The sequence below is a fragment of the Lysinibacillus sp. NPDC095746 genome, from assembly GCF_044763535.1.
Lineage (GTDB): Bacteria > Bacillota > Bacilli > Bacillales_A > Planococcaceae > Lysinibacillus.
In genome coordinates, this window is the sequence record NZ_JBIWGL010000001.1 from 70,582 (window position 1) to 94,053 (window position 23,472).

Sequence of the window (23,472 nt, forward strand, 5' to 3'; positions counted from 1 at the left end):
TTTATTACCTAAGACTTCGCCTAATTACAACAGGAACACCTGTCCATAATGAGCAATTTCTTTAATCCTTTCGACTATGTTCACTACTTTTACTATTTAAATTAAACTAATTATAATATTATGATAAAAATATGTTATCCAAACAAACTAAAGAGTATTCAAAAATAAAAAATGTATTATATGTAAAAAATCCCTAAGCATGTTTACACAACGCTATCTCACTTTCTATTTTCAGAGCTATAGGGTGTGATGATGCAACGGTTTTTTTATGTAATATAGGTAACCTTATTTTCACACATTAATATTTGAGTAGATTGTACGTAAAAAAAAATTGAATCAAAAAAATACTCCTTCCGAAGTAAATGAATCAACATTAATTTAACCCTAAAAATCCGTTGTCTATTGAAATAGACAACGGATTTTTTTAGTAGCGTGAGGTATTACTCACCTATTTCATTTTGTAATTGCTCTAAAAACTGTACCATAAATTGATGGCGTTCTTCAGCCATTTGCTTGCCCTTGTCAGTAATCATTAAATCCTTCAGCAATAATAGCTTCTCATAAAAATGGGTAACTGAGGATGTATTTTTATTGCGGTACTCCTCCTCTGTCATATCCGTACGTGCATTCTCTTCCTTGTCGTAAAGCTTTCGACCCTTAGCTCCACCAAAAGCAAATGTGCGCGCAATACCGATTGCTCCAATCGCATCTAAACGATCTGCATCTCGTACTATTTTTGCTTCGAGAGAAGTTGCTTCTAGCTCATTGCCACCATTATACGATACTTGTGCGATGCAATCTTGAATATGTTGCTTCTTCTCCTCGCTTAAAGACAGCTCGGCAATTAGCTTATTCTCTTGCTCCTTGCTATCGGTATACTTTTTATCACTAACATCATGCAACAGCACAGCAATTTCCACGACCTCTGCATCGGCTTCCGGTTCTGATTGTAATATCGTTAACGCATTTTGATAAACACGTTCAATATGTTGAAAATCATGGCTAGCATCAAATTGCTCGTAAATCCCTCGTACTTTGTCCATTAAATTGTTCATATTCTTAGTTCAGTCCCTTCATCCTTTATTATAAGGTATTGCTTAGAATTGTTGGTAATTAAGTAACCTCTAGATTTAACAAAAAAATCAATTTGGGAAGTTGTTTTCAATTGACTAATTTTTCAGAATACTATAAGATGAATGTACAGAACAACTATTTTTGTTCTGTAGGCTCACTATTTCAGTGATGTACAAGAACTATGTTTTAACAGATTAAACAACTTCAGCGGGCTTTAAAATTGAATACTGTGTTGCAAGATGACGTACGTATAGTGAAAACCAATCATCTAAACAAATAAAAGTGAACACTTTCCCTTAGAAATTCTTTGTTTTAACCCGCATAGTGAATGTACATGACGAGATAAGTGAACAAACAAGCTTTTCACGACCTAGAAAGCTTTGAGCATATGTCGCAAGCGTGTGATATTTTTATCATTAATCGATGTTACCTTCTTCTATTCATTATCTTGAATATGTATGAACGTAACTCCTCCCATTAATGGCAAATAGCATACCAATTTCTTGCCATTTTGCGAAAAGTCTAATCATCCAGAGTCGTGCTAACAAAACTAGAGAATTTTTTTAGGCAACAATTTTTCCGAATTTTATTTAAGCCGTAATTGAAGTATTAAGTTATGAAGGAAGTAGGAACGATAGTTATGTTATGTAATACCAACCCGCTGAAGAAACAATAAAAGCTGCCCATCTTATTTATTGTAGATGATGGCAGCTTTTATTTTTCTTTTAAAGACATATATCCCCTATCTCCATTTTCCTTGTTACTTGTTATCCCCTATTTCCCTTCTAAGACATTCCTAAGGGAAGAAATTCTGAACACGGGAGATTTTAGGGTCCTGACGAGCCTTGTTAACCTTATCGTTTTTTGTCGTCACGACTTTGAATTAGCCTTTCTTTAATTTCTTTAATTTCTTTAATACGCTCCACAGATAAATCTGTTATTTTATGAATAAAATCAATATCCATGCCATTCGCTAAAAGTTTGTTAGCAACATCTTCTTTTACTTTTTTTATTCCTTTTTCTATTCCCAGTTGCTCTGCCATATACTTCACATCCTCTAACTTCGCCGCTTCATCGAGGATATACTTTAAGCGAGATTGATAAGCTATAACATCATCCTGTGATAAACTTAGCTCTTCCCAAACATTAAATGCCTGTAATAAATGTTCGTCCTTCATCGCTAGTTCCTCCAATTCACGATAAATTTTTTCATAGACCTTTTTCTTTCGTGCATCGACCATTCCCAATAAAATCCAGTGGCTTAAGAACTCCCCTATGCCATTGTTCCAGGAATTTATTCATTATTCATTTCAATAAAGTGCACTTCCAAAGCATCATCCTGTAAAACTAATCGCTTTAATGTTTTATCCTCATATAAATAGAAGGTACTTGCGCTTTGAGGAAACAATGTGAAGTTACATATATTAATAGTAATCGTCGGTAGCAGTTTATGATACCCCATGCCCTTTTGTAATTGTGATGTATAAAGTTGAGCCCAGTAAAATAATGTACGCTTAAACATATCGTGCTAATTAGACAATTGAATTTCAATATTAATCATTTGCTGATTCTGCGTTTTCACAACAATATCTAATCTTGACTGCTTATCATCCTTGTATTCGCCACCAACTTCTTGTTTAACTTCATCAAAACCATTTTCCTTTGCTAATAAGTAATCAGTCACTAGACCCGATACAATGTGCACCCAATCAACTGATGAATGTCATTTTCCAATTTTTCTTCGTAATCAACTAAAGTATCAGCATACTAAAACAAGACAACTCATACGTTCTAGTATGAAAGGATGATCTTGCTGAAAAGCCTATTAGAAAATGTAAACCTGTTAGAAAACATAGACCAAATTTCCATAGCATTCCTTCTCTTATGTTCAATTTTTTCTGTAAGACTTTTAAAAAATCTAAAGCGTGAAAGAAAACTTTCTTTTTTTGAATATACAATGTATTTAATCATTCGAATTGCAATTTTTTTATGGTTAACCAGTTTTCTCCTTCGTGAATATAAAGGCTATTAATTTTCTTCCCCCTTTTTCACAATAACTATTATGCTTCGGCATTGTTCAGTTACATCCGCTAATAGAAGTTAAAAAAGCTGCCCTTTATAACTTAAAGGAACAGCTTTTGCATTTATATATTCTTTTATACTTCTTTCACTCTAGAACAACCCTACCGCATGTCCTTCATTATCAACATCCATTCGCAAAGCGGCTGGTGCTTTTGGTAAACCTGGCATTGTCATAATATCCCCAGTTAAGCATACTAGGAAGCCAGCACCAAGTTTTGGAATGACTTCGCGAATAGTGATTGTAAAGCCTTCTGGACGTCCTAAAAGACTTGGTTGGTCTGATAAAGAGTATTGCGTTTTCGCCATACAAATCGGTAGAGAATCCCAACCGAATTTTTCAATTTGGGCAATTTGTTTTTTCGCTTGGTCGGTAAATTGCACATCTTTCCCACCATAAACTTTTTGCACAATTGTACGTACTTTTTCCTCAATAGATTCTGTTACATCATATAAAGGTGAGAAATTGTTTTCTTCATCAAGAACAGCTAGCACTTGTTCTGCTAAGCCTAGACCACCTTTTCCGCCTTCCTCCCAGACATTTGTACGTGCGATACGAACATGATTTTCTTGACACCAATTCAGGACTGCTTCTAACTCAGCCTCTGTGTCCGTGATAAAACGATTTAAAGCGATAATCGGCTCAACGCCAAATGTACGAATCGTCTCAACGTGCTTGGCTAAATTTTCAATTCCTTGTAAAAGTGCCTCTACATTTTCGCCAATTAGTTCCGTTTTCGCTACACCGCCGTGCATTTTTAATGCACGAATTGTAGCTACGATTACAACTGCACTTGGCTTAAAGCCCCCTTTACGCGCTTTAATATTCATAAATTTTTCAGCACCTAAATCTGAACCAAAGCCTGCTTCCGTCACAACGATATCTGCAAGCTTACGAGCTGTTTGTGTCGCCATAATCGAGTTACAGCCATGTGCGATGTTGGCAAATGGTCCACCGTGAATAATGGCAGGTGTCCCTTCAAGCGTTTGCACTAAGTTTGGTTTGAAGGCATCTTTTAATAACAATGTTAAGGCCCCTTCTACTTGAAGATCACGCACGAATACAGGCTCACGATCAAATGTATAACCGATGACGATACTTGATAAACGTTCACGTAAATCTTCAATACTTGTAGCTAAACAGAAAACTGCCATAATTTCTGATGCAACAGTAATGTCAAAGCCATCCTCACGTGGCATCCCTTGAACAGGACCACCTAGGCCCACAACAACTTTACGCAGGGCGCGATCATTTAAATCCATTACACGCTTCCAAATTATACGGCGAGGATCAATGTTTAAAGCATTTCCTTGATGGATATGATTATCAATAAAAGCTGATAATGCATTATTCGCAGTCGTTATCGCATGAAGGTCACCAGTGAAATGCAAGTTAATATCTTCCATTGGTACAACCTGTGCATATCCACCACCTGTTGCTCCACCTTTTACACCCATTACAGGGCCAAGTGATGGCTCACGTAAAGCAACAACAACTTTTTTATTTAATTGATGAAGTGCATCAGCAAGCCCAACCGTTACAGTTGATTTCCCTTCACCCGCTGGAGTTGGACTAATAGCTGTTACTAATACAACCTTTGCATCCTCACCATGTGCTGTAATTTTTAATGGATCAATTTTTGCTTTGTAGCGACCATACTGTTCAAGTGAATCCTCTGGAATACCTGCTGCTTTCGCTATTTCAGTAATAGGTTGCATAACCGCTTGATTAGCGATTTCTAAATCTGTCAAAGGTTGTTGTTTTTTCGTTGTCATTTGGCATCCTACTTTCTATGTCGGTCAATTATGCCTCGGCATAATTGCGTCCTGAATCGGCTTTGTGCTTAGGCCTGCACGAGGGCCGACACGATGTCGGTCATTTCGGTAATGCCACAAGACATGGCGTTTTTACCGATGCAGGTCAGTTAGCCGTTATCGCATTTAGGCTAACATCCTCTAAGACTGCTTTTCCGATTCTGGGACATCCGCCGGAGGCCTTAACTTTTTTCAGCAGGAATTTGCTGAAAGAAGTTAATTCCATTATAGACTTTATTGTGAAAAAAATCATAGTAAGTTATTCAAGTATTTCGACAATCGATTGACAACATTGCACAATTCATGTATGTTCTAAATGAAAATGCATTTTTTCACATTTTCACAATTTATGTCACGACTTAATTGATTTTATTCTACATTCAAGCGCATGGGAGGCGAATGCTTATGCAACAGGGAATCGTAAAGTGGTTCAATAATGAAAAAGGTTATGGCTTTATTGAATGTGATGATGGAGAAGATGTATTTGTACATTTTACGGGAATCCAAGAGGAAGGCTTCCGTACACTTGATGAAGGTCAAAAGGTATCATTTGAAGTGGTGGAAGGTAATAGAGGGCCACAGGCGTCAAATGTAGTGAAACTATAAACTCAAAGGAGCTGTTCGGTGGATGAACGGCTCCTTTTTTTCAAATGCTGAAATTAGCGCTGCTTTATAACACTATAACTTCAGCGATTGATCCAATAAAAAGCTCCAGGAAAAACTAGCGTTTCCTTCGTTCTATTAGTATCCATAAGTGTAACCCCAAACGCCCCTTCATGTAAATGACCTAGTGTCATAGCAGTTGCAGCCACTTCGTCATAAAAATCCAGTCGAATATTGGGTAGATGTAAGGAGATAAATTGCTCATGTTGTTCAGGCTCAGGTAGTTGTAATACTTCCTTCCATAAATTCACTGTTGCTTGCACATCTTTCACATAAAATTGGACAGATTCCATCGATATTGGTTGATTCGTATCAATGGCTCCATTTGCTTTTAATTGTGCAAAACGTTCCTCATCTGTATGAGTCCACTCAATCAAAAATGGAAAATCAATTGCCTGCTCTGGCTTCCCAAAATGCAATAGCTTCCATTCTACTACAGAGCCATCTGGTCTTGTACGACTACAAGCATCAGGCCCATATACTTCAAATCCAAGCGCACGTAAACGTTGTGCCTCTTCTTCTATATTTTTTGTCCGTAATGCAATTCTTGAAAAACCATAGCGCTCGTTAGCACGTTTAAACGTATAATGTAGGGAATAAGGTAATTTCACTGCATTTTCAAATAAAGTACGATCATAAATCGCTATTTGCTCAATATAGTTTAATCCAAAATAGCTTAACGTATTGTATGTCCCCCACATTGTATGTTGACCACCGTTAACTGTATGGATATTACGTTTATTTAAAAAAACCTTTGTATTTTCTGGTGATTGAACTTGATGAACTAGATGGTCAAAATATAAAGTCATGACTGAACCCCCTTTTTTTCTCTATTATATACTTTACCTGTTAGTTTTGTTGGTTTAAAATAAAATTTAGAATATTATAATTATTAAAAGTTGCTATATTTTACGATATCAGCAACAAAAGGATTTTGATCTAGTAGTTCATTAAAAAACAATAAAGAGGTGATTAAAATGACAGACAAAGTAGCTGCTTTTAAACTAGCATTAGGTAATTACCCAACAGGTGTTACCGTTGTCACTGCTTGTAATGACGTAGGTGAACCTATTGGCTTAACTGTCAATTCCTTTGCGTCAGTTTCCATAGACCCACTCCTTATTTTATGGTCGCTCGATAAAAAATCACAGCTACATCCATATTTTACAACGACTCAAAAGTTTGCTGTCAATATTTTAGCGAGCAATCAAGAACACTTATGTACGCTATTTTCAAGTAAAATCCCAGATCGTTTCTCCCAGGCTAAATGGTCAACCTCTGCTTTAGGTCTACCGGTTTTACATGATACTGCGGCCATTTTGCAATGCACAACATCTCAGCAAATCGATGCTGGAGATCATACGATATTTATTGGGCAGGTTCTAGAAATTGAGAATTCTCAGAAGGAACCCTTACTATATCATCGCAGGCATATTGGTGAAATCCCAAATAGTTTTTATGAATAGGCTATTGCAAGAAAATATAGACGCAAAAAACAGGATGACTCGTCGTCGTAATCATCCTGTTTTTTTGACGTATTTTTCCGCTCTTTATCGAAATAATAAGTTTGATTGATGAAACAATAATTAATGAGGTGAATGACAAATGTTAAAAAAATCCCTTTACATGTTACCTATTATTTTTTTACTTTCGACTAATGAATGGGTAACTGCAAATTTTCACACCGCCCCTCCTTCGTTTGAAGAAAAATTCGCTGAAGGTGGATATATATCCGTGGAAAAGGCCGTTAAAGAATTTGAATATCATTGCAAGTGCAAGGTAAAGTTACCTCAATTTATGCCACCGATTTCCTTCACACATCAATTCGGGAAATTTTACGAAGATAAAAAATATAACGTGAATGATGCATTGAGTATTATGTTTGTTAATAAAGAAATAAAAGAAAATATTTATAAAATTGAGATTCGATCAATAGAGAATAAAATAAACTTTAAAGACAAATTGAACTTAAAAGGTAAAGAATATACTCTTCTAGATGATACAAAAGCAATTTATTTTGAAGACCAACTATTTAACTTTTTTGTCTTTGAAAAAAACAATTTGCAATATTTACTAGGTATTTATAAGGAGGTAACTAACACTGATACAACTTACACATTAGTTAAAATAGCTAACTCTTTAACATAATCTATGCTGTTGCTATGGATAGTGAGCTCAACAGTTCCTAAACATAAAAAAGCAACCTAAACACTCGAATTATCCCCTATACTTTTATTTTTTCTGCGGAAATCTTTGTTTTTCAAGTCTGTTAATTTGCACAATGACACCATCTTGAATCGTAATGTGTACTTCTCCAAATTCCAAATTTTGAATTGCCTTTGCAATTGCCTCTAGTTTATTGTCATTTACCTTTGCCTGTTGAGTCATCCGATACACCCCTTCTTTTAACATATTTTGAGGCCAAAACATTAATTATAGCCACTTATCCTAAATAGCTCTTTGGATTTGACCTACTATATTTATCAAAGCTTCTTTTTAGGCCAAGTTGTAGGTATCTCGCTTCTTTGGAATAATTCTATAATTCTGAAAACCGATTGTCAACATAAATATTATAAAACTTATTTGTTTACTAAGGAATTCAAAAACGAAAAAACACCAAAATAAAAACTGTGTAGATTTATTTACCTCTACACAGTTTTTTATTAATCATTTTGTAGGCAATCCATTAGTGCTGTCGCTGTCTTTTGCTTGCCCATAACCTTCATCGGTTTGCCTTTAGCCGGTACAATCCAGTGTGGCTCATCACCACCATATAAAGATTGTGAGCTATTAGCTACCATAAACTGAGCGTTGGCAGATTCCATCCGTAGACGTGCACGGGATAGTAAAAATTCCTCGTCATCTGTTGCCTCGAGTTTAAAGCCTACTAAAGTTACTTTAGGCTGCCACCCTTTTATTTGACCTAATACTTTAGGCGCCTTTTTAAAGTGAATGATAGGTGGCTCATCAGATGGCATTTTACCTGCTTCCTCCATTAAATTCCCAGATTGGTCATACACTTTGTCAATGAGCCAATCAGAACCAGCAGCTGCCATAATAACGATATCCACATATTCTTCCTGAACAGCATGTCGAACTTTGTCGCCTAAATCTTCAATACCTTCAAATCGAATGGTACGCATTTTGTCTTTGTTCGCCGGAAGCTGTGCAAAATAACCGTGCATATACAATACGTTTGCTCCAGCCTCTAGTGCCGCTTCAGCTAAATAACAGCCCATCGACCCTTTCGATAAATTCGTATGTCCACGCACACGATCCCATTTTTCAAGTGTTCCCCCACTTGTAATGAGTACGGTCTTACCTCGTAATGTCCCCATACACTCACCTTTTTCTAGAAAATATACAATTACTATTTTATCGTAATGCTATGTTATGCTTCAATGTTGTTTTATAAGGTTGGCATTAAATTAATACTATTTCCTATTTTGCTCTTTTAACCAGGAACTTAATATCTCAGCAAATTTCTTGGTCACTGGTGAAGCATGATGTTTCATAGCAATTCCAATTGTGCGATAGCCACCTTGTTTTAAAGGTATAGCTTTTATCGTAGGAGGTAAGTTATACGTCACTAATTTCGGTAAAATACTAATTCCAAGCTGGTGAGCAATCATTGAAATGATCCCTACTTCTTCCGATAGTTCAAAGCGAATATTAGGCTTCACGTGATATTGCTCTAACAACACTTTTACATCATTTGTCCCTTTATATGAAGTCATGATAAATGGCATGTTTTCTAGTTCAACAATATCAATTTCGGCTTTATGATAAAGTGGACTTTTATCGGAGACAATACACAGCAACGGATCCTGCTGAAGTTCGGTAAAATGATACTGTTTAGACTTTTGACCATTTAAAAATCCCGCATCAACCTCTCCACTTAATAGCCATTGTTCAATTTCATAATAATCTCCCTCACGCAATTCGACTTGTATACCAGGAAATTGATTATCCATAATACGAACAATTTCCGGCATCCAGTTCGAAGAAATACTTGAAATTACACCAATTCTTACTTTTCCTCTCGTAACGCCAAGTATGTGTGCAGCTTCTTGCTGTAATAGTTCTTGTGCATCGAGGACATGTCTCATTGCCCTCAGCATTGTATTCCCTTCACTCGTTAACGTGACACCAGCTCGACTTCTGTGAATGAGTGCAAAGCCGAACTCCTTTTCTAAGCTTGAAACAGCATGACTTACAGCAGATTGGGTTAACCCCAATGCATCTGCTGCTTTTGTAAAGCTAGCTACCTCAGCCACTTTATTCAAAATCTCATATTTGACTAAACTCATCGCCTTGTCCTCTATATACATGAATTTTTTTAATACCAACCATTATAAACATTCGTTTTACTAATCACAATACAAGATTTATAGTAAATTTTAGAATCAAAACTGTTTTAGTACACAGATTGTAGGTGAGCATAATGAGTATCCAAGGAAAAGCAAATTTATTAATGGTTATTGTGACAATGTTTTGGGGCTTATCTTATACTTTTATGGTAATGGGGCTTGAAACATTGGCTGTTTATAATGTGGTGGCATTGCGTTGTATCATCGCATTTTTCGTAGCTGGTATTATCTTTTATAAACGCATGATTAAAGTCGATGTGAAGACACTAAAATATGCAGCTATACAAGGGTTTATATTATTCATTGTGTTCGTTCTAAGCTTATTCGGACTAGAAACGACATCGGTATCAAATGCTGGTTTTATTTTAAGTCTAACAGTTATCTTAGTACCTATTTTCAGCAGTTTTATTGACAAGAAATTACCTTCAAGAGCAGTTAGCTTTGCAATTATTTGCACAATGATTGGGATTACAATTTTAACGGCACATGGCTCATTTACCTTTCAAAAAGGAGATATTCTAGTAGCCATTGCTGCACTATGTTATTCGTTTTACTTACTATTAAACAGCTCATTTACACGGAGCGTTGAATCAATTTCTTATGGCGTTTACCAGCTCGGTTTTGCTGGACTTTATGCACTTGTATTAACATTTATTTTCGAAACACCAACACTTCCAAATACAATGACTTCTTGGATTGCTATTATAGGGCTTGGTGTCATTTGTAGTGCATTTTGCTTCGTAGGTCAAACTGTTGCACAACAGTTTACCTCCGCTACACATACAGGACTAATATTTTCCTTAGAGCCAATTTTCGCGGCGATGTTTGCCATGCTGTTTATCGGTGAAGGAATAACAGTAAAAATAGTAATAGGTGGTAGCTTTATTCTAATTGGTAATCTTGTTGCCCAATTAGAGCATCTCCATGTTTTACGCTTTATTAAAAAACATGAACAAGAAAAAGCTATAAATTAATTCAGAGTGGTGCATGTGCACTCACTCTGTTTTTTAAAACTCACCTTTTTAAAGGTGAATCAAGACAAATAGCAATTATCATCAAAGTATATATTATGTTGTCATAGGTTCAGCTGACTGCTCAGCGAATAATACGATAACACCCTGTTCAACGAGATGAGCATAGTAAGCTGTTTGACCTTCCGTAAGATCAAATCGCTTAAATCCTTCTTTTACAGCCGATTCACCGGTAAACCAAGACTTAATTTGATCAACCCAATTCCCTACCTCATGGGTTTTAACATTAGCATCCCATTTTACTCCATCAAATTTGCTTGGATCCTTTGCAATAACATAAATGTCCTCTATTTGACATGCCTCTAAACGCAAACTTTCTAAAATATGGAGCATTTCTTCCCTCGTATGGGCCACTTCAATTTGTGGGTTTTGCTCATTTATCATGCTCAATTCCTCCTAATTTTTATGGCTTACTAAGTATCTTACCTTCCTATTCAAGAAATAAATCCATTTTACCCATTCTTTTAACGAACTTTAATATTTGTAATATCTCTGTGATCCATGTTCACCTTTTGAAACAATGGTCTAATACTTTTATGAAATATTAAAAAAATAGGCAATGGAAGTACATTATAGCCCCCTTTGCCTATCATTTAATTGGTTTTTTAATGCCCAAGGAATGCCTTCAACATCCATGTATGCTTTTCTAACGACTGATACATAGCATTTAGTATATCCTCTGTTCGATCGTCTCCTTCTTCTGCCGCAAGCTCCATCGTCGAATTCAAAGCCTTCATAAGTTTTTGGAAATCTGCTATGATTGTTGCTACCATTTCCTCTGTCGTCTCATTCCCTGCAGCTTCCTCTATAAAGGATAGCTCAAGATGCTCTTTTAACGTAGCAACTGGTTTTCCATCTTTCGAAAGAATACGTTCTGCAATTTCATCTAGATTTAACGTTGTTTCATTATATAATTCTTCAAATTTTGCATGTAGTGTAAAGAAAGCTTTCCCCGTCACATACCAATGATAATTGTGCAATTTCGTATAAAGTACAGACCATGTAGCGACAAGTTTATTTAATTGTTTGTTTAAGTTTTGTGACATTATTTCTCCTCCAATGTACCAGTTATTCTAGTCTTTAGTATGCGTTGCAAAGTATGCTAGCTATACACACATTTTTCTCATTGGAAAAAATTCTAAGGTCATCTGTAGATAAAAATACAAAACCAAAACATTTTCCGCTACATAACCAGTCCTAAAATACAAATGGATACCATCAATTGGACGTTTAAACATCATCAAAACTAATAAGAGATTGTCATTTACAATTAGACTACTTTAGTTCCTCTTTTATCTTTGTCACTGGAAGCTTTGAAACTTCAGCAATCCACTCGTCGTCAGCACCCGTTTCAATCAAACCACTGATTATTTGTTTGATGGTTTGTTCGATTCCTTGCTCAATGCCTTCCTGCCTTTCTACTTCAAAAACTCCAGCAAGTGTGGACGGTAAATCTTCTTTATTTAAATGCAAAATAATTTCAGTTACCTTGCGTCTCTGACGATGCTCAATAATTTCTTTGAAAAGCTCTTGCTGTAAAAACTCAACATCCGCCGGAGGCTTTAACTTCTACATGTAAGTCTGGCAAAAAGAACAACAAAAAATCTTCAAACAAATCCGCAATTAACTTCTTCCATAGATTATCTTGATCCACTTGACTAAGCATATACACATCTGGTTTCTCCCAAACTAACTACATCCCCCCCTTTCCTTAAATACATTATAACTATTACGAACATAAGTTTCTAAACTATTGTTACATTTTTAAGAACATTGAAACTATTACCTATAATTATTTCACTTTCCGAAATAGTTTCGTTATAATGGAATCACTTACTAAAAAGGGGTGTTCATCAATGGAGGTATTACCATTACGAAAAGATGTACCAGTAGAACAAACATGGGATTTAACAGATTTACTTAAAAATGACGCGGATTTTGAACGTGCTTTAGCGCAGCTTGTGGAAGATGCAATAAATTTCGAAAGCACGTATCAAGGTACAATTACGGGTGCTCAAAAGGTAATTGATGTTTTAAAAGCTTATGAAGCACTATATGAAAGCATAGTTCCTATTGGTACTTATGCAAGCTTAAATAATCAAGCTGACCATACAAATAACGAAGCTCAAATGCGTGCTGCAAAATATGGTACGGCAGTCGGAAAAATAAGTAGTACAATTTCTTTTGTACGCAGTGAATTACTAGCACTGGATGGGTCTATTTTAGAGGAAGCTGCTACATTAAGCCCTAATTATAAAGTCTATATAGAGGAATTATTAAAACAAAAGCCGCATCAGCTACATCCAGAGGTAGAAAAAGCACTAGCTGCATTTAGCTCTACTTTTGATGCACCGTATGAAACGTATAATACGACAAAGCTTGTAGATATGCATTTTGGAGAATTTGATGCCAATGGCGAAAAACATCCACTTAGTTTTGTATTATACGAGAATGATTGGGAGTTTGACGCCGATACAAATGTTCGCCGTGCAGCTTTCCAAGCATTTTCGAATAAGTTGCGCGATTATCAGCACACAACTGCAAAAATTTATAACACACATATTCAACAGGAAAAAACGATGGCTGATTTACGAGGTTTTGATTCTGTTATTGACTATTTATTATTTAATCAAGATGTTGATCGTACGCTTTATAATCGTCAAATAGATCTGATTACGAAAGAGCTTGCTCCACATATGCGCCGTTACGCAAAGCTTATTCAACAAGCAAACGGCATTGAAAAAATGACATTTGCCGATCTAAAGATTGCCCTTGATCCAGACTATGATCCGAAATTAACAATGGCTGAAGCAAAAGAATATGTTGAAAAAGCATTAGACGTTATGGGTGAAGGTTACAAAGAGATGCTCGAAAAGGCCTTTAACGAACGCTGGATTGATTATGCACCAAATAAGGGAAAATCGACTGGGGCATTCTGCTCAAGTCCATATGGTAGTCATCCGTATATTTTAATGTCTTGGAATGGACGTATGAATGAGGTATTCACTTTAATTCATGAGCTTGGGCACGCAGGTCATTTTGTGAATGCACATAGCCATCAATCCTATTTTAACAGTCGTCCGTCGTTATACTTTATAGAGGCACCATCAACAATGAATGAAATGCTGCTAGCCAATTATTTATTAACCCATAACGACGATCTTCGCTTCAAACGTTGGGTAATTTCAAATATTGTATCCAAAACATATTATCATAACTTTGTCACACACTTACTAGAGGCAGCTTATCAACGAAAAGTATATGAATTAATCGATGCTGGAGAAGCTGTGAATGCTACTGTTTTAAATCACTTAAAACGCTCCGTATTAGAAGATTTCTGGGGTGACACCGTCGATATTACGGAGGGAGCAGAGCTTACTTGGATGCGTCAACCACACTATTATATGGGCCTATATCCATACACATATAGCGCTGGCTTAACAATTTCCACACAAGTATCTAAGCGTATCTTAAAAGAAGGGAAGACGGCTGTAGCTGAATGGTTAGCAGTCCTTCAAGCTGGAGGTACGAAATCACCTGTGGAGCTAGCTCAAATGGCGGGTGTCGATGTTACAACAGATCAGCCGCTTCGAGATACGATTGCTTATATTGGTCACCTTATTGATGAGCTCGAAAGATTAACGATAGAAATGGAAGCTGTCAAAGGCTAAACAAAGCAAGAACCATCTATGCTATTTTTAAAGCGTAGATGGTTTTTTTAGTTCTAAGCAGGGAAATATATACATATACTAGAATTAAGCCGCCCCCCTAATGTTTTTTGATATTTCTAAATAGACAATCATTTTTCTTCGTACAAATGTACCGTTATTATTAATTGTATGCAATTTATTTAGCAAAATTCTACTAACAATTTTCAAAGGAAGTGTTTCTAATTATGGTAAAACGTAATGATCCATGCCCATGCGGTAGCGGCAAAAAATATAAAAAATGTTGTGAAGGTAAACAACAGGTTACCGTAGAAGCTGTAGCAATCGAAGAATTAGAGCGTGTACTACAAACATTTTACTTAGAATATCCAGAACGTAAAGATGTTCGTGCCTATATAGAGCATGTAGGTACATGGCAGCCTAAATTAGAGAGCGTACTACAAAGAGAGCTAATCGAGGCGATCGCGTTAGACGACTTCTTCTTCCATCAGGAACCATCAATTTGGAAAGGTTACTTAAAGAAAACAAAGAAAAAAACGGTAAGACCTTCTACGGTAAAAGTGTTAGAAGGCTGGTCACAACCCCGTCTATTTATTGGTTCCGTGTCAGTTGTAGAAGAAAAATATTTCAAGGCCACACATGTGTTAACAAATGAAGAGATTCATATTCGTCGTGAAAATGACAAGCCAATCCCTGAAGGAATGCATGTCTTTGCATTCATCTTACCAGATGGTACAAAAAAATCGGAACATTATTTAGCTGTATCAACGCTTATCTTCTTCCCAGAAGATCATGCTAAAGTATTTGAGCAATTTAAGAAAACTTTTGATGCTTCTGAGAAGAAGGCAGGAGCATTCCTAAAAGAAGAGCATTTATCCTTCTGGGAACTACTTGTGTCAAACGGTTATAAAGGCGAGGAGTTCACGAACTTTGAGAGCAATGTAATCACTCAGGTTAAAGATTTCCTTGAGCAAAATGAGCGTGAAACAGCTCCTTTGTTAGAGCTTTTAGAGGACTATTTAATTGAAGGTCAACCATCTGCGCGCAAAGAGGCTGCTATTGCTGCCGGCGCGATTCGGTACGGTCAAGAAAAAGAGCTATTCGAGCCGTTATCACTGACTGTAAAAGAAATTGCGGCGACGTTCGATATTTCAGCTTCCTCTCTCACAAAATACTACCAAGACTTAAGTAGCTATGCTGCAACTAAATAATGCTTAAAATAGCGCCACACACTCTGGAGGAGATTTAGAGTGTGTGGCGCATTTTAGTTACCATAGAAAAAAGCTACTTTTATTATCGGCAATGAGCCAACAACAAAGTAGCTTTTTCTATGGTAACCAACCAATACTATTATTTCCGAACATATTGTTATTTATGCATCGAAATTAGTAAATATGATTATTTATTGAGCAAAAATGAAATAAGCTTTATTTTATTTAAACATAGTCTGTTTAGTTCCTATGATTACTTTGCGACATTTCTGTACTGGTTAAAAACATTATTTACTATACACCTTCAAGAGCTCTTCTCCAAGAAATTGTAGTCGCTCTCCTACGGTGCACGCTTCAATACAAAAGCGGTGAGCTCCAGGTTTACCACGATCTTTTCGTAATTGCTTTATCACTAAGCAATCGGCACAATACGTATCATGTAGTTCGTCAATATCTTTCATAACCGTCACTTTATCCAAATTGAACTCTCGCTCCTTTCACGTCCAAATTTCGCTTCCTACTATTATGAAGTGAACATTTTGAACAAGCAACTATTTTGTTTATCCATTTAACATCTTTCTGCAAATCTCTTTTGTATTGGCAGGCACAGGTGCTTTTGTATTACAAAATGCCTTTTGTACCGAAAGCATAGCGACAGGTACATTTCCCACCTTTTTAGATAGTGAGATACAAGCGGATTTGAGCTACTTTCTTTTCAACAGGTGTCTAAACCTTGCTGAAAGAAGTAAAGCCTCTGTCAGATGCCACTAAAATTATGCAAAGGCATAATCGATCTTCTACTTAGATATTGTGAAAAAGCACTATTGATGTACAATTAATGTATAATCTAAATCAAAAAGTAGGGATTTTATGTTAGAAGTATATATTGACGCTGCTAGTGCAGGAAATCCTGGCCCCAGTGGTATTGGGATATTTATTAAAGGAGAAGGCCATCATATACAAATCAGTGAGTATATAGGGCAAACCAATAACCACATTGCCGAATTTACTGCCTTAGTACGCGGTCTTGAGGAAGCACAAAAGCTTGGTTCAAACCTAGTCTCAGTGCGCTCCGATTCAAAAATTGTTGTAGCCTCTATGGAAAAAGAATATGTGAAAAATGAGGAATTTAAACCTTATTTTGAGCAGGCACTTACACTTGCAAATAGCTTCGATTTATTTTTCATCAAATGGGTCCCAGATACACAAAATAAAGCGGCAGATGCACTTGCACGTAAAGCGATTCAAAAAGGAAAAAATTAAACAACGGGGACTGTCCCTTGCCTTACCGAGCGACAACAAAAGAATCTTTTTGAATTCATAATACAAATGCTATTTCCTTTCATTGAAAGCACCAAAAAGGCTTAGAATTTCTACTAAGCCTCTTCAATCTTCTTATTTTACAAATTTATTACTTCTTTCAAAATCCTTATATTTTTCACTCCATATTCTCCATGTTAATTCCAAAACTATTCCAAGTTATTTTCAACAATTCTCAACAAAAAACTCCTTGAGTTACAGTAATAATCCGTATATCAAATAACAAGCCGCGCTGCTTTATGCTTTTTATGGGCTTATTGTTGTATTTATTAGGTTAAACGCCCCGTTATTAACGTATTAGAGTGATCATTTTTTTCTGTAAACCCACAAGCTTTGGCAAATAAAAGGAAACCATTTTGAAAAAAGATTAATCAAAATGGTTTCCTTTTTTTGAATGGACTCTTAGCTCAACAAAACATTCTTTTTATGACAATTACTATTAACAATTTATTTTTTGATTATAATGTCAAAACATGATTTAATTTTTTATAAAAAAGTTGTAGTGAATGTTGGTTTAATATAAAGTTATTCTATGTTTTTTTATGATACAGCTTCGTATAACTTATTGACCATTAATGCTAACTTTATCTAGGAGTGAAATAAATGAAAAATATAACAATATTAATAGCTGATGATGATGTTGAAATTGCTGATTTGGTTGCTATACATTTAGAGAAAGAAGGGTATCGTGTGATTAAGGTATCAGATGGGCAAGAAACCATTGATGTTATCCATACTCAACCAATTGATTTACTGATTTTGGATATTATGATGCCGAAAATGGATGGATATGAAGTTACACGTCGCATTCGTGAAAAACATAATATGCCGATTATTTTTTTGAGCGCTAAAACGTCTGATTTTGATAAAGTGCAGGGACTCGTGATTGGAGCAGATGATTATATGACGAAACCATTTATACCCATTGAATTGGTAGCTCGGGTAAATGCGCAGCTGCGACGCTTTTTAAAGTTGAATCAGCCTAAAACCAAACAGGGCTCAAACTTGGAATTTGGAGGATTAACGATTTCACCTGAACAACGTACAGTTAGTCTATATGGTAAGAATATTGAGTTAACACCGAAAGAGTTTGAAATTTTATATTTATTATCCAGTAATCCAAATAAAGTTTATAGTGCCGAAGATATTTTTCAGAAGGTATGGGGGGATGCATATTATGAAGGTGGGAATACCGTTATGGTTCATATTCGTACTTTACGGAAAAAACTTGAAGAGGATAAACGAAAAAACAAATTGATAAAAACGGTATGGGGGGTAGGCTATAAATTTAATGGGTAAAATACTACGAAGCTTTCGTTCAAAAATGATAATGTTGTTAGGTTTAAGCATGTTGTTGTCTAGCGCCATAACCTACCTACTCTTTAAAGTACTCCAACTTTATTATTATACAAATGTTCATTATGGAGATACACTAGCTTATTTTCGCAAAATTATAGAAAATATTGGGGACCTTAACGTCTTTTTACTGTTATTTATCCTACTTTCGATATTGTTTTTCTTTTTACTTACAAAACCCTATTCTACTTACTTCAATGAGATTTCAAAAGGAATTCATTATCTCGCTCAGGGTAACTTTAAGCATCGAGTTCAAATATTGTCAAATGATGAATTTAATGATATTGCACAAAGCATTAATCTGGCAAGTGAAAAATTGGAACAAGCAATAGAGAGGGGTGACTTTTCGGAAAGTAGTAAAGAGCATTTAGTCGTAAATTTGGCTCATGATTTGCGCACACCTCTTACCTCTGTTTTAGGTTATTTAGATTTAATCCTTAAGGATGATAGCTTGGCTGAAAATCAGATCAGGCATTATTTAACGATTGCCTTTACCAAATCTCAACGGTTAGAAAGGTTGATTGATGAATTATTCGAAATAACTAGGATGAATTATGGCATGTTACCAATTGAAAAGAAACAAATCGATTTGAGTGAGCTACTTATTCAATTGAAAGAAGAGTTGTATCCTGTTTTCGAGAAAAACGATTTGATAGCAAGGATGAATATTACTTCCCCTTTATCTATAAGGGGTGATGGAGAGCTGTTGGCACGTGTGTTTGAAAATCTTCTGATTAATGCAAATCGCTATGGGTATGAGGGGCAATATCTAGATATCAATGGTTTTATTGAGTCCGAGGAAGTAATTATTCAAGTTATCAATTATGGGGATGCCATTCCTCCAGATGAACTGCCTCATATTTTTGATATGCTTTATACTGGTGACAAAGCACGAACTCATCAAGAAAATAGTACAGGTCTCGGTTTATTCATTGCGAAGAATATTGTAGAGCAACACAGTGGGACAATAACAGCCAAAAGTGATTTAATACGCACTATATTTGAAGTCCGATTACCAATGGAGGGTTCCTAAATCCAAGTAAAAATTTAAGAAAAATTTTATATTTACCCCACTTTTTATTTTAAAAGTTTTTCCTATCCTATAAACAAGTTACATCAAGGAGGAGACTAAAAATGAAAAAGTGGGGATTTTTATTGGTTTTTGCATTATTTATAGTTTTTATTTTTAATATATTACCGATATCCCAAGATAAAGTAGAGTTATATGAACAAAATGATATTACGGCTACTGAAAATACCCAAAAGATTGAACTTACAAAAGAACATATCTATCAAGGGAATTTACTCTTGGTCAATAATGAACACCCTGTTCACCAAAAGAGCATAAAATCCGATGTCATAAATTTATATACGCACAAAGAATTGACGAATGGGTATGGGTTACTTGATAACGAAATTAAATTATCAGAAGAAATAGCTGAAAAATTTTCTGAGTTGATAGCTAATGCTAAAAAAGATGGTGTTTTTCACTTTTTAATTAGTAGTGGTTTTCGAGACCTAGATGAGCAAAGCAGACTTTACGAAAAAATGGGTTCTGATTATGCTTTGCCAGCAGGTCGTAGCGAACACAATTTGGGGTTATCGCTTGATGTGGGGTCCACTCAAAAGAAGATGGAGGAAGCGCTTGAAGGAAAGTGGATAGAAAAAAATTCTTGGGAATACGGATTTATATTACGCTATCCGTTGGACAAAACGGATGTTACAGGAATTCAATATGAACCTTGGCATATTCGCTATGTCGGCTTGCCTCATAGTGCAATTATGCAGGATATGAATTTAGCTTTGGAAGAATATTTGGACTATTTAAAAGAAGAAATGAGCATTTCTGTTAGTGTTGATGGGAAAAAATATACAATCTCATATTATCCCATTTCTCAAAACGAGACAATTGACGTTGAAATACCAGTGGATGAACATTATGAAATATCTGGTAATAATATAGATGGCGTGATTGTGACCACCTTTTCTTGAATTATGTTCTAAAATGATAAAGTCAAAGGTTTAATGTAAAGAGATTCATTAAGGAGGATTATTATGTCACTATTTCAGTATCTATATGTTTATATTCGTATATGTATTACATATGTTTTTCATACGGATTTATTAATTAACATTATTTGCACATGTATTTTATGTATTATATTTCAAAAAATATTTTTTCTAAGGGCTAAGAAGAAGGAAGGAAGAGTTTCCCGCAAGCATTTTTTAAAGGTATTTATTTTTTTAGTATATCTGGCAGTTGTTTATGGTGTAACAGGTATAGGAACAATTTGGGATGTGCAAAGGTTTGTTACCGCATCTACATCTGAATTTAATCGAATTTACTTAGTTCCATTCTCTAGTTCTGAGGTGACTATGCCATATGTTTTGAATATTTTAATGACGATACCATTAGGATTCTTGTTACCATTGATTTGGAAACAATTTCGAACAATTAAAAAAGTTGCCTTGTCGGGATTTTTGTTATCTTTATGTATTGAATTAAGTCAGTTATTTACTCAAAGTCGAAACACAACGACAGATGATTTAATTATGAACACACTAGGCGCTATTATTGGATATTTCATCTTTAAAGCATTCTTTCACGTCTTCTTGAAAAAAAATAGCAACGCAAAAGATGAAATACCATCATCTTCAGTTGTCATCAAACACGAAGCCATCTTTTATTTAGTTTTATCATTTTTGGGGATGTTTTTATTTGCTATTTAAGGATTTTCGCCATCAATAATGCTTGGCAAAAAAAATTAAATTAAAAGATGATGAAACACGTTTACTTAGTACTCTTGCACAAGGATAAGGAGAGTGTAAGAGTATGACAAAAGACCTATTTTAATATGTATATATGCTCATATATTGAACATATTATCCTCTTATTACCAGAATTTCTCAATGAGTTAAATAAAGCTGCACCAATCCTTAATATAACATTGGTATCAGTTCCATTTTCTAAATCATAAATTACGTAATATGCATTATCAACTGTAAAAATACATTTTCTTTCTAATTCAAATCCAGGTGGTACAGGTGGAAGATTAAAAACTGGTCTAACCACAGGTGTATCTCCTTCATCTCTGATAAAATTGAAAGTTTGTTGATCAATTTCATAGATATTAACTGGATCAATCTCTACACCTTTATCGTGACTAAAATAATAGGTTGATACATTGCGTTGTTTGGAGAAGCATCGCTCGACTCCTGCGGGAAAGCGAGACAGACGAGACCCCGCACGAAGCGAAGCGTAGGAGGAGGCTCGGCGCTCGCCCGCGGAAAGCGAGCGAAATGCTTCTCCAAACAACAGTAGAATCACAGTGCCATATGAAAAAAGCGAGGTATTCAACGATTAACCGCTGAATACCTCGCAATGTGAGAAGATATGGACTTTTTCAGTGCCCTCAGCTCCTAAGGGGCTCTTTTTTCTAATTACTTATCATCCCTAAGTTGTTTAAGGAACACCATCGGAAGCTAGCTCTTTTTTAATTGAACTTATGGCGCAGAATAATTTAACAAGGTTTTGAGTTTTAACTGTAAAATTGCTTATTGATGAGGAGTTTAATATATAAACCGTTTAGAGGAATAATAATTTAATTTCCTATGATAACCTTCAGATCACCATAATGAAATACCATAGAGGGATCTGCTACAGAAAGTCCAGGATTTGTAGGATTGGAAAGATGTTAAATCCGATTATTTAGTAGTAGAACGACCGTTACGTTGGAAACTTGAAATCGAAGTGGTTAGTGGTTCAGAGAGTGGTTTTTTTCTTCTGCTTTGCACCTCTTCTGAAGAAATTTATAATACATTTGTTATTATGAAAACATAGGCTGAGCATGTATAATGTACTGCTTACCACTTTTCTAAAAAGATTCTTTTGATTACTTCTTTCAGGTTACCAAGAGTCGGTCTCCTCCCTTCCTTCATTCAGATACTTACTATCCCCCAATATTTCATTTTTATCATTCTTCATATATAAACAAAATGTATACCGTGCTTATAAGCAATACATTGCAATCGCCAAGTCATCATCCAATTAACTTACATACATGGCATATATATATAAATATCACCCCTGATTTTTGATGATGAGCCATAAAACAATATATTTTCCAATTATTATTAGTATAATTTGTATCTCGAATGTTATTTTATTGACATACTTTTGTAATATTACAATGATAATATCATATATATATTAAGTTTTAAGGTTTTTAGGAGGATACATATTATGAAAAAGAATAAAAAGTATAGATGGGGATTGAAATTAGCTACATTGGCTTTAAGTTCATCTGTACTTTTTTCAACAATTGACACAGCATCAGCAGCAACTTATACAGTAAAATCTGGTGATTCTTTATGGAAGATTGCCAATCAGTACGGTGTTACTTATCAAACATTGATGAAATGGAATAACTTATCTTCTACGACAATTCGCGTTGGACAAAAGTTAAACCTCAATACCCCACTCACATCAGCAACAATATCAACACCTACACCTAAGCCAACAACTAATCTAGTGCAAGTTGCTAAAAAACAATTAGGCGTAAAATATACATTTGGTGGAAGTAAGCCGAGTACAGGATTTGATTGCTCAGGCTACGTCACTTATGTATATAATAATGCTGGTATTTCTACAGCTCGTAAGTCTGCAGCAGGTTTTTACAGTTCAGCTAAAAAAGTAAGTTCACCTCAAGTAGGTGATTTAGTATTCTTCGCTAATACATATAAAGCTGGTATTTCTCATGTAGGCATTTATATTGGAAATAGTCAAATGATTAGTGCAAGTGACGGTGGTGTTTCTGTTGCTAACTTAAATAGCTCTTATTGGAAAACACACTTTGCTGGATATGGTCGTATATCGTGAATAAAA

The 23,472-nt window shown here is 35.3% G+C and carries 24 protein-coding genes and 2 pseudogenes; 13 read left to right on the forward strand and 13 right to left on the reverse strand.

Annotated features, from left to right (window positions below; genetic code table 11):
- Nucleotides 1-440: 440 nt before the first annotated feature.
- The 3 genes and pseudogenes from ACIQ7N_RS00335 to ACIQ7N_RS00345 form a co-directional block, all read right to left on the reverse strand.
- The gene (locus ACIQ7N_RS00335) at nt 441-1,055 is read right to left on the reverse strand and encodes an HD domain-containing protein (protein ID WP_402929477.1); all 615 of its coding nucleotides are present in this window, start codon (nt 1,053-1,055) and stop codon (nt 441-443) included.
- Nucleotides 1,056-1,928: 873 nt separating this feature from the next.
- On the reverse strand, nt 1,929-2,252 hold the full coding sequence (locus ACIQ7N_RS00340; RefSeq protein WP_402929479.1) for a hypothetical protein: 324 nt from the start codon (nt 2,250-2,252) through the stop codon (nt 1,929-1,931).
- Nucleotides 2,253-2,368: 116 nt separating this feature from the next.
- Nucleotides 2,369-2,779 (reverse strand): annotated as a pseudogene (locus tag ACIQ7N_RS00345) (Rpn family recombination-promoting nuclease/putative transposase).
- Between the two features lie 105 nt (nt 2,780-2,884).
- On the opposite strand from ACIQ7N_RS00345, the gene ACIQ7N_RS00350 reads away from it, so the two are divergent.
- Nucleotides 2,885-3,106: a hypothetical protein gene (locus ACIQ7N_RS00350; protein ID WP_402929481.1), complete on the forward strand. Its 222-nt coding sequence runs from the start codon at nt 2,885-2,887 to the stop codon at nt 3,104-3,106.
- Nucleotides 3,107-3,246: 140 nt separating this feature from the next.
- Here the strand turns inward: ACIQ7N_RS00350 and ACIQ7N_RS00355 are convergent, their stop codons facing one another.
- The gene (locus tag ACIQ7N_RS00355) at nt 3,247-4,929 is read right to left on the reverse strand and encodes a formate--tetrahydrofolate ligase (protein ID WP_402929482.1); all 1,683 of its coding nucleotides are present in this window, start codon (nt 4,927-4,929) and stop codon (nt 3,247-3,249) included.
- Nucleotides 4,930-5,373: 444 nt separating this feature from the next.
- On the opposite strand from ACIQ7N_RS00355, the gene ACIQ7N_RS00360 reads away from it, so the two are divergent.
- Nucleotides 5,374-5,574 carry a cold-shock protein gene (locus ACIQ7N_RS00360; RefSeq protein ID WP_248718574.1) on the forward strand — a complete coding sequence of 67 codons (201 nt, stop codon included), beginning with the start codon at nt 5,374-5,376 and terminating at the stop codon, nt 5,572-5,574.
- Nucleotides 5,575-5,654: 80 nt separating this feature from the next.
- On the opposite strand, the gene ACIQ7N_RS00365 is transcribed toward ACIQ7N_RS00360, so the two are convergent.
- Nucleotides 5,655-6,440 carry a VOC family protein gene (locus ACIQ7N_RS00365; protein ID WP_402929484.1) on the reverse strand — a complete coding sequence of 262 codons (786 nt, stop codon included), beginning with the start codon at nt 6,438-6,440 and terminating at the stop codon, nt 5,655-5,657.
- A gap of 168 nt (nt 6,441-6,608) precedes the next feature.
- Here ACIQ7N_RS00365 and ACIQ7N_RS00370 point away from each other — a divergent pair, with 168 nt between their 5' ends.
- Nucleotides 6,609-7,097, forward strand: a complete 489-nt coding sequence (locus tag ACIQ7N_RS00370; protein ID WP_402929485.1) for a flavin reductase family protein — start codon at nt 6,609-6,611, stop codon at nt 7,095-7,097.
- A gap of 139 nt (nt 7,098-7,236) precedes the next feature.
- The gene (locus ACIQ7N_RS00375) at nt 7,237-7,779 is read left to right on the forward strand and encodes a carbon monoxide dehydrogenase (RefSeq protein ID WP_402929486.1); all 543 of its coding nucleotides are present in this window, start codon (nt 7,237-7,239) and stop codon (nt 7,777-7,779) included.
- A gap of 84 nt (nt 7,780-7,863) precedes the next feature.
- Here ACIQ7N_RS00375 and ACIQ7N_RS00380 read toward each other — a convergent pair whose 3' ends face one another.
- From ACIQ7N_RS00380 to ACIQ7N_RS00390, 3 genes are all read right to left on the reverse strand, one after another.
- Complete coding sequence (locus ACIQ7N_RS00380; RefSeq protein ID WP_132358892.1) at nt 7,864-8,019, reverse strand: YezD family protein; 156 nt, start codon at nt 8,017-8,019, stop codon at nt 7,864-7,866.
- A gap of 275 nt (nt 8,020-8,294) precedes the next feature.
- Nucleotides 8,295-8,969, reverse strand: a complete 675-nt coding sequence (locus tag ACIQ7N_RS00385) for a phosphopantothenoylcysteine decarboxylase domain-containing protein (protein WP_402929487.1) — start codon at nt 8,967-8,969, stop codon at nt 8,295-8,297.
- A 96-nt stretch (nt 8,970-9,065) separates the two neighbouring features.
- The gene (locus ACIQ7N_RS00390) at nt 9,066-9,941 is read right to left on the reverse strand and encodes a LysR family transcriptional regulator (protein ID WP_402929488.1); all 876 of its coding nucleotides are present in this window, start codon (nt 9,939-9,941) and stop codon (nt 9,066-9,068) included.
- 134 nt (nt 9,942-10,075) lie between these two features.
- Here ACIQ7N_RS00390 and ACIQ7N_RS00395 point away from each other — a divergent pair, with 134 nt between their 5' ends.
- Nucleotides 10,076-10,975 (forward strand): DMT family transporter, encoded by a 900-nt coding sequence (locus ACIQ7N_RS00395; RefSeq protein WP_402929489.1) that lies wholly within the window; start codon nt 10,076-10,078, stop codon nt 10,973-10,975.
- 93 nt (nt 10,976-11,068) lie between these two features.
- Here the strand turns inward: ACIQ7N_RS00395 and ACIQ7N_RS00400 are convergent, their stop codons facing one another.
- From ACIQ7N_RS00400 to ACIQ7N_RS00410, 3 genes are all read right to left on the reverse strand, one after another.
- The gene (locus tag ACIQ7N_RS00400; RefSeq protein WP_132358900.1) at nt 11,069-11,416 is read right to left on the reverse strand and encodes a general stress protein; all 348 of its coding nucleotides are present in this window, start codon (nt 11,414-11,416) and stop codon (nt 11,069-11,071) included.
- 221 nt (nt 11,417-11,637) lie between these two features.
- Nucleotides 11,638-12,078 carry a Dps family protein gene (locus tag ACIQ7N_RS00405; RefSeq protein ID WP_248718566.1) on the reverse strand — a complete coding sequence of 147 codons (441 nt, stop codon included), beginning with the start codon at nt 12,076-12,078 and terminating at the stop codon, nt 11,638-11,640.
- 229 nt (nt 12,079-12,307) lie between these two features.
- On the reverse strand, nt 12,308-12,505 hold the full coding sequence (locus ACIQ7N_RS00410) for a hypothetical protein (protein WP_402929490.1): 198 nt from the start codon (nt 12,503-12,505) through the stop codon (nt 12,308-12,310).
- A gap of 383 nt (nt 12,506-12,888) precedes the next feature.
- Here ACIQ7N_RS00410 and pepF point away from each other — a divergent pair, with 383 nt between their 5' ends.
- Together pepF and ACIQ7N_RS00420 are read left to right on the forward strand one after the other, a co-directional pair.
- Nucleotides 12,889-14,703, forward strand: coding sequence for an oligoendopeptidase F (gene pepF / locus ACIQ7N_RS00415; RefSeq protein WP_402929491.1), 1,815 nt, complete (start codon nt 12,889-12,891; stop codon nt 14,701-14,703).
- 224 nt (nt 14,704-14,927) lie between these two features.
- Entirely contained in the window at nt 14,928-15,911 is a 984-nt protein-coding gene (locus tag ACIQ7N_RS00420; RefSeq protein ID WP_132358907.1) for an SEC-C domain-containing protein, read from the forward strand.
- A 287-nt stretch (nt 15,912-16,198) separates the two neighbouring features.
- Here the strand turns inward: ACIQ7N_RS00420 and ACIQ7N_RS00425 are convergent, their stop codons facing one another.
- Nucleotides 16,199-16,390 (reverse strand): zinc-finger domain-containing protein, encoded by a 192-nt coding sequence (locus tag ACIQ7N_RS00425; RefSeq protein ID WP_132358910.1) that lies wholly within the window; start codon nt 16,388-16,390, stop codon nt 16,199-16,201.
- A gap of 391 nt (nt 16,391-16,781) precedes the next feature.
- On the opposite strand from ACIQ7N_RS00425, the gene ACIQ7N_RS00430 reads away from it, so the two are divergent.
- The 5 genes from ACIQ7N_RS00430 (at nt 16,782) to ACIQ7N_RS00450 (ending at nt 21,317) form a co-directional block, all read left to right on the forward strand.
- Complete coding sequence (locus ACIQ7N_RS00430) at nt 16,782-17,174, forward strand: ribonuclease HI family protein (RefSeq protein WP_402929492.1); 393 nt, start codon at nt 16,782-16,784, stop codon at nt 17,172-17,174.
- A gap of 660 nt (nt 17,175-17,834) precedes the next feature.
- Nucleotides 17,835-18,530 (forward strand): vancomycin resistance response regulator transcription factor, VanR-F/VanR-M family, encoded by a 696-nt coding sequence (gene vanR / locus ACIQ7N_RS00435; RefSeq protein WP_402929494.1) that lies wholly within the window; start codon nt 17,835-17,837, stop codon nt 18,528-18,530.
- Complete coding sequence (locus ACIQ7N_RS00440; RefSeq protein ID WP_402929496.1) at nt 18,523-19,620, forward strand: HAMP domain-containing sensor histidine kinase; 1,098 nt, start codon at nt 18,523-18,525, stop codon at nt 19,618-19,620. Before vanR ends, ACIQ7N_RS00440 begins: the two co-directional genes overlap by 8 nt.
- A 101-nt stretch (nt 19,621-19,721) precedes the next feature.
- Nucleotides 19,722-20,579 carry a VanY-A/VanY-F/VanY-M family D-Ala-D-Ala carboxypeptidase gene (gene vanY / locus ACIQ7N_RS00445; protein WP_402929497.1) on the forward strand — a complete coding sequence of 286 codons (858 nt, stop codon included), beginning with the start codon at nt 19,722-19,724 and terminating at the stop codon, nt 20,577-20,579.
- Nucleotides 20,580-20,642: 63 nt separating this feature from the next.
- Nucleotides 20,643-21,317, forward strand: a complete 675-nt coding sequence (locus tag ACIQ7N_RS00450) for a VanZ family protein (RefSeq protein ID WP_402929499.1) — start codon at nt 20,643-20,645, stop codon at nt 21,315-21,317.
- Between the two features lie 115 nt (nt 21,318-21,432).
- On the opposite strand, the pseudogene ACIQ7N_RS00455 reads toward ACIQ7N_RS00450, so the two are convergent.
- Nucleotides 21,433-21,747: pseudogene (locus tag ACIQ7N_RS00455) on the reverse strand (spore coat protein); the annotation flags it as partial.
- Nucleotides 21,748-22,830: 1,083 nt separating this feature from the next.
- Here ACIQ7N_RS00455 and ACIQ7N_RS00460 point away from each other — a divergent pair.
- Nucleotides 22,831-23,466, forward strand: a complete 636-nt coding sequence (locus tag ACIQ7N_RS00460; protein WP_402929501.1) for a C40 family peptidase — start codon at nt 22,831-22,833, stop codon at nt 23,464-23,466.
- Nucleotides 23,467-23,472: the final 6 nt, after the last annotated feature.

Bases quoted from the DNA above. Each gene is read 5' to 3' on its own strand.
- pepF (WP_402929491.1), top strand. From the start codon at position 12,889: ATGGAGGTATTACCATTACGAAAAGATGTACCAGTAGAACAAACATGG.
- ACIQ7N_RS00340 (WP_402929479.1), bottom strand. From the start codon at position 2,252: ATGAAGGACGAACATTTATTACAGGCATTTAATGTTTGGGAAGAGCTA.
- ACIQ7N_RS00460 (WP_402929501.1), top strand. From the start codon at position 22,831: ATGAAAAAGAATAAAAAGTATAGATGGGGATTGAAATTAGCTACATTG.
- ACIQ7N_RS00400 (WP_132358900.1), bottom strand. From the start codon at position 11,416: ATGATAAATGAGCAAAACCCACAAATTGAAGTGGCCCATACGAGGGAA.
- vanR (WP_402929494.1), top strand. From the start codon at position 17,835: ATGAAAAATATAACAATATTAATAGCTGATGATGATGTTGAAATTGCT.
- ACIQ7N_RS00365 (WP_402929484.1), bottom strand. From the start codon at position 6,440: ATGACTTTATATTTTGACCATCTAGTTCATCAAGTTCAATCACCAGAA.
- ACIQ7N_RS00370 (WP_402929485.1), top strand. From the start codon at position 6,609: ATGACAGACAAAGTAGCTGCTTTTAAACTAGCATTAGGTAATTACCCA.
- ACIQ7N_RS00395 (WP_402929489.1), top strand. From the start codon at position 10,076: ATGAGTATCCAAGGAAAAGCAAATTTATTAATGGTTATTGTGACAATG.
- ACIQ7N_RS00360 (WP_248718574.1), top strand. From the start codon at position 5,374: ATGCAACAGGGAATCGTAAAGTGGTTCAATAATGAAAAAGGTTATGGC.
- ACIQ7N_RS00335 (WP_402929477.1), bottom strand. From the start codon at position 1,055: ATGAACAATTTAATGGACAAAGTACGAGGGATTTACGAGCAATTTGAT.
- ACIQ7N_RS00450 (WP_402929499.1), top strand. From the start codon at position 20,643: ATGTCACTATTTCAGTATCTATATGTTTATATTCGTATATGTATTACA.
- ACIQ7N_RS00385 (WP_402929487.1), bottom strand. From the start codon at position 8,969: ATGGGGACATTACGAGGTAAGACCGTACTCATTACAAGTGGGGGAACA.
- ACIQ7N_RS00440 (WP_402929496.1), top strand. From the start codon at position 18,523: ATGGGTAAAATACTACGAAGCTTTCGTTCAAAAATGATAATGTTGTTA.
- ACIQ7N_RS00405 (WP_248718566.1), bottom strand. From the start codon at position 12,078: ATGTCACAAAACTTAAACAAACAATTAAATAAACTTGTCGCTACATGG.
- vanY (WP_402929497.1), top strand. From the start codon at position 19,722: ATGAAAAAGTGGGGATTTTTATTGGTTTTTGCATTATTTATAGTTTTT.
- ACIQ7N_RS00420 (WP_132358907.1), top strand. From the start codon at position 14,928: ATGGTAAAACGTAATGATCCATGCCCATGCGGTAGCGGCAAAAAATAT.
- ACIQ7N_RS00430 (WP_402929492.1), top strand. From the start codon at position 16,782: ATGTTAGAAGTATATATTGACGCTGCTAGTGCAGGAAATCCTGGCCCC.
- ACIQ7N_RS00380 (WP_132358892.1), bottom strand. From the start codon at position 8,019: ATGACTCAACAGGCAAAGGTAAATGACAATAAACTAGAGGCAATTGCA.
- ACIQ7N_RS00375 (WP_402929486.1), top strand. From the start codon at position 7,237: ATGTTAAAAAAATCCCTTTACATGTTACCTATTATTTTTTTACTTTCG.
- ACIQ7N_RS00355 (WP_402929482.1), bottom strand. From the start codon at position 4,929: ATGACAACGAAAAAACAACAACCTTTGACAGATTTAGAAATCGCTAAT.
- ACIQ7N_RS00390 (WP_402929488.1), bottom strand. From the start codon at position 9,941: ATGAGTTTAGTCAAATATGAGATTTTGAATAAAGTGGCTGAGGTAGCT.